Annotated in this window: 6 protein-coding genes; 2 read left to right on the top strand and 4 right to left on the bottom strand. The window is 64.7% G+C overall.

From position 1 onward, the window contains the following. Positions 1-3 precede the first annotated feature (3 nt). Together XI09_RS38125 and XI09_RS38120 are read right to left on the bottom strand one after the other, a co-directional pair. The gene (locus XI09_RS38125) at positions 4-456 is read right to left on the bottom strand and encodes a DoxX family membrane protein (RefSeq protein WP_271571482.1); all 453 of its coding nucleotides are present in this window, start codon (positions 454-456) and stop codon (positions 4-6) included. Positions 457-756: 300 nt separating this feature from the next. Beyond that, the gene (locus XI09_RS38120) at positions 757-3,066 is read right to left on the bottom strand and encodes an NADP-dependent malic enzyme (protein ID WP_271571481.1); all 2,310 of its coding nucleotides are present in this window, start codon (positions 3,064-3,066) and stop codon (positions 757-759) included. Between the two features lie 246 nt (positions 3,067-3,312). Here XI09_RS38120 and XI09_RS38115 point away from each other — a divergent pair, with 246 nt between their 5' ends. Beyond that, entirely contained in the window at positions 3,313-5,283 is a 1,971-nt protein-coding gene (locus XI09_RS38115) for a hypothetical protein (protein WP_271571480.1), read from the top strand. 236 nt (positions 5,284-5,519) lie between these two features. On the opposite strand, the gene aspS is transcribed toward XI09_RS38115, so the two are convergent. Next, positions 5,520-7,292 carry an aspartate--tRNA ligase gene (aspS, locus tag XI09_RS38110; RefSeq protein ID WP_271571479.1) on the bottom strand — a complete coding sequence of 591 codons (1,773 nt, stop codon included), beginning with the start codon at positions 7,290-7,292 and terminating at the stop codon, positions 5,520-5,522. Positions 7,293-7,486: 194 nt separating this feature from the next. Here aspS and XI09_RS38105 point away from each other — a divergent pair, with 194 nt between their 5' ends. Further along, entirely contained in the window at positions 7,487-8,962 is a 1,476-nt protein-coding gene (locus XI09_RS38105; RefSeq protein WP_271571478.1) for a protein adenylyltransferase SelO, read from the top strand. Between the two features lie 122 nt (positions 8,963-9,084). On the opposite strand, the gene XI09_RS38100 is transcribed toward XI09_RS38105, so the two are convergent. Continuing rightward, on the bottom strand, positions 9,085-9,636 hold the full coding sequence (locus XI09_RS38100; protein ID WP_442869652.1) for an REP-associated tyrosine transposase: 552 nt from the start codon (positions 9,634-9,636) through the stop codon (positions 9,085-9,087). Between the last annotated feature and the right edge of the window lie 161 nt (positions 9,637-9,797).

The following is a 9,797-nucleotide window of genomic DNA, read 5'->3' as shown; positions in this document are numbered from 1 at the left end:
GCCTCAAACGTCCCCGTACGCCGCTTCGGCCGGGCGCGTGGTGCGGCCGTAGCCGATGATCATGCAGAGCGCCCCGATGATCGAGAGATTCTTCAGCGCATCGACAAGCATCTTGGCGTTGTCGGGCGGCGCCAGATTCCAGAAATCGTAGAACAGCACGGTCGCGACCGCGACGTAGATGATCAGCAGCATGGCAAAGAACCGCGCGCCGAAATTCAGCGCGATCATCAAGCCGGCGACGCTCTCGAGCGCGCCGACCGCGATCGCCAGCAGTTGCGGCGTCGTCATGGCGGTCGCCGTCTCGATCTGCTTGGCGTAAGGCGCGATGATTTCAGGCACCACGACCTTGGTGGCGATGAAATCGGCGGTCGCCTGGATGGCGAACAGTTTTGTTGCGCCCGTGTAGATGAACAGCACGGCGAACAGAATTCGACCGAAAGTCACGAACGCTGGCATGATCGGCCTCTTGGCTCAGGCTTTCTAAAATCGGAACCTGGACGAAAGTCCCGAGCGATTATGAAGAGTCGTACGCCGGTTTACAAACGGGGAAATGGAGAACTGCGAGTAATTCAAAGCTGGCCGCGCGCCATTCGTTGGCGCTCCCCAGCGGAATCGAACTGAGAGCGGCGCGATTGACCACAACGATCTCGACGTGATGGCCGGGCTTGACCCGGCCATCCACGACTTAGCTCGCCGTACAAAGAGCATGGATGCACGGGACAAGCCCGGGCATGACGAGTTCGCGGAACGTCAATCTTACGTAAACAACGTCGGCTGCTGCCGCGCCGCGCGCTCCTGCGCTTCCACGACGGCGACTGCGGTCATGTTGAGGATGCCGCGCGCGGTCACCGAGGGGGTGAGGATGTGCGCCGGCCGCGCCGGGCCGATCAGGATCGGGCCGACGGGCAGCGCGTCCGCCAGCGACTTGATCATCTGATAGGCGACGTTGGCGGTGTCGAGGGTCGGCATGATCATGATGTTGGCCTCGCCCTCGAGCTTGGAGTGCGGCAGCACCATCTTGCGCGCAGCGGCCGAAAGCGCGGTGTCGCCCTGCATCTCGCCGTCGGCCTCGATCTCCGGATGCTTCTCCCTCAGGAGCTGGGTCGCCCGCCGCATCTTGCGCGAGGATTCGGTGTCGTAGCTGCCGAAATCGGAATGCGAGACGAAGGCGATCTTCGGCTTAATGTTGAAGCGCTGGACGTGGACCGCCGCGAGCGAGGCGATCTCGGCGAGCTCTTCCGCACTCGGATTGGGGCGAACCTGCGTGTCGGCGATGAAGAAGGCGCCCTTGCTGGTGATCAGCAGCGCCAGCGCCGCATAGTCGCTGATGCCCGGCGAGAAGCCGACGATCTCGCGGACATGGCGCAGATGGCTCATGTAGCGGCCCTCGACGCCGCAGAGCATCGCATCCGCCTCCCCGCGCGTCACCGCGAGCGCGGCGATGACGGTATTGTTGGTGCGCACCACCGTGCGCGCCGCATCCGGCGTCACGCCGCGGCGGCCGGCGACCTCGACATAGGACTGCACGTAGGATCGGTAGCGCGGATCGTCCTCGGGATTGACGAGGTCGAAATCCTTGCCGGCCTTGATCGACAGGCCGAAGCGCTTGATGCGCGCCTCCACCACGGACGGACGACCGACCAGGATCGGCGTCGCCAGCTTCTCCTCCAGCACCACCTGCGTGGCGCGCAGCACGCGCTCGTCCTCGCCCTCGGCGTAGATCACACGCACCGGCTGAGTCTTGGCCTTGGCGAACATCGGCTTCATGACGAGGCCGGAGCGGAAGGCGAAGCGCATGAGCTGCGCGGCATATTCGTCGAAATTGGTGATGGGACGCGTCGCGACGCCCGACTCCATCGCGGCCTTCGCAACCGCCGGCGCCACGCGCAGGATCAGCCGTGGATCGAACGGGCTCGGAATAAGCGAGCCCGGACCGAAGCCGCCCATCTCGCCGGTGTCGACCCCTTGCGCCACCGCATCCGACGGCGCCTCGCGGGCAAGCTGCGCGATGGCCTCGACGGCGGCGTGCTTCATCTCCTCGTTGATGGCGCTGGCGCCGACGTCGAGTGCCCCGCGGAAGATGAAGGGAAAGCACAGGACGTTGTTGACCTGGTTCGGATAGTCCGAGCGGCCGGTGCAGATCATGGCGTCGGGGCGCACCTTCCGTGCTTCCTCCGGCATGATTTCGGGCGTCGGATTGGCGAGCGCCATGATGAGTGGCTTGTCGCCCATCGCCTTGGCCATCTCAGGCTTGAGCACGCCCGGTGCCGACAGCCCGATGAAGATGTCCGCGCCGCCGATGACGTCGGCGAGCGTGCGCTTGTCGGTCTTCTGCGCATAGACCGCCTTCCAGCGGTCCATCGAGGTGTTGCGGCCCTCATGCACGAGGCCATCGATGTCGCAGACCCAGATGTTTTTGCGCTGCGCGCCCATCGACACCAGAAGATTGAGCGTCGCGATGGCCGCGGCCCCTGCCCCCGACGCCACGATCTTGACGTCCGACAGCTTCTTGCCGTTCAGCCTGAGGCCGTTGGTAATGGCGGCGGCGACGATGATGGCGGTGCCGTGCTGGTCGTCATGGAAGACCGGGATCTTCATGCGCTCCTTCAGCCGCGCCTCGATCTCGAAGCACTCCGGCCCGCGGATGTCCTCGAGATTGATGCCACCGAAAGTCGGCTCGAGCGCCGCCACGGTCTCGACCACCCGGTCGATCGTGTCGGCGGCGATCTCGATGTCGAACACATCGATGCCGGCAAACTTCTTGAACAGGACGGCCTTGCCCTCCATCACGGGCTTGGAGGCCAGCGGGCCGATATTGCCGAGGCCGAGCACCGCGGTGCCGTTCGAGACCACAGCGACCAGATTGGAGCGGGTGGTCAGCGTCGCGGCCTCGGCCGGGTTCTTGGCGATCTCGGTGCAGGCAGCCGCAACGCCCGGAGAATAAGCAAGCGCGAGGTCGCGCTGGTTGGCAAGCGGCTTGGTCGCCTGGATCTCGAGCTTGCCGGGGCGCGGCAGACGATGATAGGCGAGCGCCGCCTGGTGGAGGTCATCAGAATAGGACGACATGCGGTCTCTTGCCTCGCGTTACCGGCCTCAAACTACGTTGTCCTGACCGGTCTGTCGCGGGTCGCGGTATTCCGGGTCATGGAAACGGGATGAAGCACGGCCGGCGCCCCGGTGGCAACATCCGATTCCGCTCCCATCAACAGGCCGCGCGGTCAAATATTTGAAAACCATAGCTTTCCCTGGACCGCCCCGCGCTTTGCGAATATGGCAGGTTGCGCAGTGCAAAACGAGCAACTGGAGCTGAGAATGAAGCGGATCCTGATCGGCCTGATCGCACTCGCCGTGCTCGCCGCGAGCGGATGGTTCGGCTTCGACCTCTATGCCACGCATCGCGCCACCGCGGAAATCGAGGCCGTCTTCATCCGGATCCGCAGCCAGGGCAGCAAGGCAAGCCACGGCAAGGTGGCGTTCGACGTGACGAGCCGGACACTGACGATCGCAGACATCGCAGTCGAGCCCGCCGGGCAGCCGCAGGCGCACGTCAAGATCGCCGGCATCAAGGGTGTGGGCGTGCGTCAGGCCGACGAGACCCGCTTTGCAGCCGACAGCATCGAGATCTCCGGTTTCGAGGTCGCGCTGGACGAGGTCGGCCCCGGGAAGCTGAAGACCTCCTACAAGGTCCCGCAGATGATCGTGCGGGATTACGCGGGCCCCGTTCACGCCCAGAATGCGCCGGCGTCAGGCTCCCTGATCGACTTGTACCGATTTGTGCTCGATCAGTATGCGAGCGTGACCGCATCTTCGATCGCGGCCCCGACCCTCACCGTCGCCTTCGATGCCGGCAAAGGCGCCGCCGGCAGCGGCGAGGTTGTCTATTCGGGGCTCGCGATCCAGAAGCTCGGCAAGGGCAAGGTCGACGCGATGAAAGCCGACCGCGCCACCTTCACGATCAACGTGGAGCAGGCCGGCAAGGCCGACAAGCTGACCGGCGAGATGTCCGACATCATCATCAATGAATTCGACTCGACCGCAATCGCCGCCGCCCTCGATCCGCAGAAGGCGAGCGACGACAGCTACCATCGCGTTTACGGACAAATGTCGAGCGGCCCTTATGTGGCGACGTCGACGCAGGGCATGCGGATGCAGGTCGATGGCATCGCGATCGCCGATATCGCGGTCCGGCCGTCGAAATTCCGGCCGGCCGAGATTCTGGAACTGCTGCCGACGGACCGCTCCGTTCAGCCGACCCCGGCGCAATCGCGCGAGATGATGGAGAAGCTCGCCGGCCTCTATGAGGGCCTTCGCGTCGGCAAGATCGAGATCGGCACCATGTCGATGACGACTCCGCAAGGGACGCCCCGGCTCAGGGCGATCAGATACCAGGAGGGCGAGTTCGCGCTCGAAGGCCTCGATGCGCCGACGCCGCAGGGGCAAGTGAAGATGGAGCGCTTCGCGCTCAAATCGCTCAGCCTCGCAAACCTGATGCGTTGGGCCGCGAGCCTCACCACTCCCGGGCAGGCGCCCTCGCCCGATCAGATGCTGGGCCTGTTCCGGGTGCTCGAAGGCGCCGAGATCAAAGGCGTGGTCTCGCCCTACAAGAACACGCGGCAACTCGTCACCATCGACACGATCAGCCTGAACTGGGGCCAGTTGGTCGGCTCGATCCCGAGCAAGGCCAATCTGGTCGTGAAGATGGTTGCCCCCACCGATCCGGCCAATCCCACGCAGCTGCCGCTGACGATGGCCGGCATCGACAAACTGGCAATCAGCCTCGATCTCGGCGCGGCCTGGACGGAGTCCTCCGGTGCGCTGGCGCTCGCGCCGGCCACGATCGACCTCGGCAACCTCGCCAAGGCGCAGGTCCGCCTCGCGCTCGCCAACGTGCCGCGCGGCGTGTTCACGGCCGACCCGGTGCAGGCCATGAGCCAGGCCGGGCAGATCGAAACCGGCGCGATCGAGCTCTCCTTACGCGACAGCGGCGTCGTCGATCTGGTCGTGGCGCAGTTTTCGCGGATGCAGAATGTCAGCCGCGACGCGGCGCGCGGCGCCATCGTCGAGATGATCCGGGCGCAGGGTGAGAAGATCGCGGCCGCCAATCTCGATGCCAAGGCGGCGGTCGATGCCCTCGCCGGCTTCGTCGAGACGTCAGGGCAAACGCTCACCATCAAGCTGACGCCGCTCGGCAAGGTGCCGGTGCTTCAGCTCATGGATGCTCTGAACAGCGAGCCCATCGTCGCGCTGGCACAGTTCAGGATCGAGGCGTCGACAGGGCTGTAAGGCAGCGCGGAGGATGGCCGTTGGATTAGCGAAAATCCCTCCCGTCATTGCGAGCGCAGCGAAGCAATCCAGAGCCCCTCCGCGGAAAGATTCTGGATTGCTTCGCTGCGCTCGCAATGACGACGTGGAGAGACCTGACGCTATATCAATCAGATCGACTCGCGGTGACTCCCCCTCACCGCCTCGCATCTTCGATGCGATGCGGCCTCTCCCGCAAGCGGGGAGAGGCGAAGAGATCACTTCTGCGGCAGGTTCACCCGCACATGCAGCTCGCGGAGCTGCTTGGTCGTGGCTTCCGACGGTGCGCCCATCAGGAGATCCATGGCCTGCTGGTTCATCGGGAACAGCGAGATCTCGCGCAGATTGGTGGTGCCACAGAGCAGCATGACGATGCGGTCGACGCCCGCGGCCATGCCGCCGTGCGGCGGCGCGCCGTACTGGAAGGCGCGGTACATGCCGCCGAAGCGCTCGACCACTTCCTGCTCGCCGTAACCTGCGATCTCGAACGCCTTCACCATCGCTTCCGGCACGTGGTTGCGGATGCCGCCCGAGGCGATCTCGTAGCCGTTGCAGGTGATGTCGTACTGGAACGCCTTGATGGTCAGCGGATCCTGGCCCTTCAGCGCCTCGAGGCCGCCCTGCGGCATCGAGAACGGGTTGTGCGAGAAGTCGACCTTCTTGTCGTCCTCGTTGTACTCGTACATCGGGAAGTCGACGATCCAGGCGAGCTCGAACCGCTCCTTGTCGGTGAGGTTCAATTCCTCGCCGACCTTGTTGCGGGCAAGGCCGGAGAACTTCCAGAACTTGTCGGGATCGCCGGCGACGAAGAAGGCGGCATCGCCTTCCTTGACGCCGATCTGCGCGCGGATCGCAGCGGTGCGCTCAGGCCCGATGTTGTTCGCAAGCGGACCGGCGCCCTCGCCGCCCTCGCGCCACATGATGTAGCCGAGACCGGGCTGGCCCTCGCCCTGCGCCCACGAGTTCATGCGGTCGCAGAACGCGCGGCTGCCGCCGCCCGGTGCGGGGATCGCCCAGACCTGGTTCTTGGGGTCTTCGAGCATGCGCGCGAACACCTTGAAGCCGGAGCCGCGGAAGTGCTCGGAGACGTCCTGCATCTCGATCGGGTTGCGCAGGTCTGGCTTGTCGCTGCCGTATTTGCACAGCGCTTCGGCGAACGGAATCCGGCGCCAGTTCTTGCTCACGGGCTTGCCCTTGGCGAACTCCTCGAACACGCCGGTGATGACGGGCTCCATCGCCGCAAACACGTCCTCCTGCGTGACAAAGCTCATCTCGACGTCGAGCTGGTAGAACTCGCCCGGCAGACGGTCGGCACGCGGGTCCTCGTCGCGGAAGCACGGCGCGATCTGGAAGTAGCGGTCGAAGCCGCTCATCATCAGCAATTGCTTGTACTGCTGCGGCGCCTGCGGCAGTGCGTAGAACTTGCCGGGATGGATGCGCGAGGGCACCAGGAAGTCGCGCGCGCCTTCCGGCGAGGACGCGGTCAGGATCGGGGTGTTGAACTCGAAGAAGCCCTGCCCCTCCATCCGCCGACGCATCGACTTGATGATTTCGACGCGCGTCATGATGTTCTGGTGCAGCTTCTCGCGGCGCAGATCGAGGAAGCGGTATTTCAGGCGAATGTCTTCAGGATATTCCTGGTCGCCGAACACCGGCAGCGGCAGGTCGCCGGCCGGGCCCAGCACCTCGATCTCGCTGACATAGATCTCGACCTTGCCGGTCGGCAGATCGTCATTGTCGGTGCCTTCAGGGCGGCGGCGGACCTTGCCGTCCATCTTGACCACGAATTCCGAGCGCAGCTTTTCGGCCAGCGAGAACGCCGGCGAGTCCGGGTCGACCACGCACTGGGTCAGGCCGTAATGGTCGCGCAGATCGATGAACAGCACGCCGCCATGGTCGCGCACGCGATGGACCCAGCCCGAGAGGCGGATCGTCTCGCCGATGTTGCTGTCGCGGAGCGCGCCGCATGTATGTGACCGGTAGCGATGCATGGTCGTCCCAAAATGATGTCTGAGGATCGAATCGGACGACTGAGGTGGCCGGTCCGAAGTTGCGGCAGGGTTTACCCGACGAGGCCCAAAGCGGCAACCAAGGGAACGGGCTGTTTTGGGCCCAAAAGGCCCATTTTTGGCCGATTGGGCCTCAAGCCTTTGCCATCAGGCGTTCCCCGCCTATCTTTACCTCCATGACCGTTCATTTCCCCTTCCAGAACTCGTATTCGGCGCTGCCGGACAGCTTCTTTGCCCGGGTCGCGCCGACCCCTGTCGCTGCCCCCCGGCTAATCAAGCTGAACCGGCCGCTGGCGGTCCAGCTCGGGCTCGATCCGGATATCTTGGAGACGCCTGAGGGCGCCGAGATTCTGGCCGGCAAGACGGTTCCCGCCGGCGCCGATCCGATCGCCATGGCCTATGCCGGCCACCAGTTCGGGCAGTTCGTGCCCCAGCTCGGCGACGGCCGTGCGATCCTGCTCGGCGAGGTCATCGACAAGGACGGCGTCCGCCGCGACATCCAGCTCAAGGGCTCGGGCCCCACCCCGTTCTCGCGCCGCGGCGACGGCCGCGCTGCGCTCGGGCCCGTCTTACGCGAATACATCGTCAGCGAAGCGATGTACGCGCTGGGCATTCCGACCACACGCTCGCTTGCCGCCGTCGTCACCGGCGAGCACGTCATCCGCGAGACCGCGCTGCCTGGCGCCGTGCTGACGCGCGTGGCGTCGAGCCACATCCGCGTCGGCACCTTCCAGTTCTTTGCCGTCCGCCGCGATACCGACGCAATCCGCCGGCTCGCCGACCACGTCATCGCCCGCCACTACCCAGACCTGCTCGGCACCGAGCGGCCCTATCACGCGCTGCTTGCCGGCGTCGTCGCGCGCCAGGCCGAGCTCGTCGCGCGCTGGCTGCTGGTCGGCTTCATCCATGGCGTGATGAACACCGACAATTCTTCGATCTCGGGCGAGACCATCGACTACGGCCCCTGCGCCTTCATGGATGCCTACAATCCCGCGCAGGTGTTTTCCTCGATCGACGAGATGGGCCGCTACGCCTACGCCAACCAGCCGCGCATCGCGCTGTGGAATCTGACCCGGCTCGCCGAGTGCCTGCTGCCGCTGTTCGGCGAGGAGCAGGACAAGGCGGTCGAGCAGGCGCAGGAGATTCTCGGCGCATTCCCCGAGACATTCAGCAAGGCCTATCAGGCGGGCCTGCGCAAGAAGGTCGGCCTGTTCACGGAGCGCGACGGCGACGAGGCCCTGATCCAGGACCTGCTCGACGCCATGGCAAAGAACCAGGCCGACTTCACCCTGACCTTCCGCAGGCTGGGTGACGCGGCAGGCGATCCGGCCGCGGACGACGTGCGCGCAGAGTTCATGGACCCCGCAGCCTTCGATGAGTGGGCCAGGCGCTGGCGGGAGCGTCTCGCGGCCGAGCCGCAATCCGCCGCCGAGCGGCAGACCGCCATGAACGCCGTCAACCCAATCTTCATCCCGCGCAACCATCGCGTCGAGGCGGTGATCCAGGCCGCGGTGAACAACGACGACTACGCGCCGTTCGACGAATTGGTGAAGGTGCTGGCGAAGCCGTACGAGGACCAGCCGGACTATGCCGCCTACGCCGATCCGCCTCTGCCGGACCAGCGGGTGTTGCAGACGTTCTGCGGGACGTGAGGGACGAGCTCGGTGCGTAGGATGGATTAGCCGAAGGCGTAATCCACCACTTCTTCTGACCAGAGGAAAGTAAAGAGGTGGATTACGCTTCGCTAATCCACCCTACAAAAGTGACCCGGCCATCACGCACGCTCTCCAAACTCGCCTGCCAACTTGGCGTCACCGCCCCAATCCTCGGGAAATAGTCCCGCGCGGACATCGCGGTGAAAGGAGGAGTACGGCCAGTCGCGCACCATCGAGACGTGCCCATGCTTGACGGGATTGCAATAGCAATACTCAACATGGCGCGCGTAGTCGGCCTCATCGCGAATGAGATGTTCCCAGAACCGCCGCTGCCAAATGCCGCGTTCGTTCCGTGCTGCGCGAACCGCGCTTAGTCGCTCGTTCGCTGGCAATGCTTTGGCGAAACGCGTCTTGATCAATCGCCAGCGGACGGAGAAATCAGTATCACCGGACGGCAGCTCCCAAATCGCGTGCAAATGGTCCGGCAGAACCACAAACGCGTTGATCGCGAAAGGATAGGTCTCCCGCGTAGCAGCGACTGCATCTCGTGGGATCTGGATCCGGTCAGTCAGCAGAGCTTTCCGCCGGTCGAGCAGATTCACCGTAAAGAACCAACAGCCCCCAGAGGCTAATGCGCGTCGGTAGTTCCCGACATCACGAGCGAATAGCACAACTTGAAGTTGGCTCACAGTGGTGGATTACGCCTTCGGCTAATCCACCCTACGGCTGCCTCCTTGTGGACCCGTTCTGCCCGCCGGAACCGCTGTCATCAAACTGAAACACATGCGCTCTAACCGCCTGTCAGGGTCGTCTTGCCGGAGGCGTCCATCCT

The organism is Bradyrhizobium sp. CCBAU 11386 (assembly GCF_028128955.1).
Lineage (GTDB): Bacteria > Pseudomonadota > Alphaproteobacteria > Rhizobiales > Xanthobacteraceae > Bradyrhizobium.
The sequence above is the reverse complement of the archived record's forward strand: the minus strand, read 5'-3'. Positions and strand labels throughout refer to the sequence as shown.

Coding starts and splice junctions, on each gene's coding strand:
- XI09_RS38125 (WP_271571482.1), bottom strand. CDS start 456: ATGCCAGCGTTCGTGACTTTCGGTCGAATTCTGTTCGCCGTGCTGTTC.
- XI09_RS38120 (WP_271571481.1), bottom strand. CDS start 3,066: ATGTCGTCCTATTCTGATGACCTCCACCAGGCGGCGCTCGCCTATCAT.
- XI09_RS38115 (WP_271571480.1), top strand. CDS start 3,313: ATGAAGCGGATCCTGATCGGCCTGATCGCACTCGCCGTGCTCGCCGCG.
- aspS (WP_271571479.1), bottom strand. CDS start 7,292: ATGCATCGCTACCGGTCACATACATGCGGCGCGCTCCGCGACAGCAAC.
- XI09_RS38105 (WP_271571478.1), top strand. CDS start 7,487: ATGACCGTTCATTTCCCCTTCCAGAACTCGTATTCGGCGCTGCCGGAC.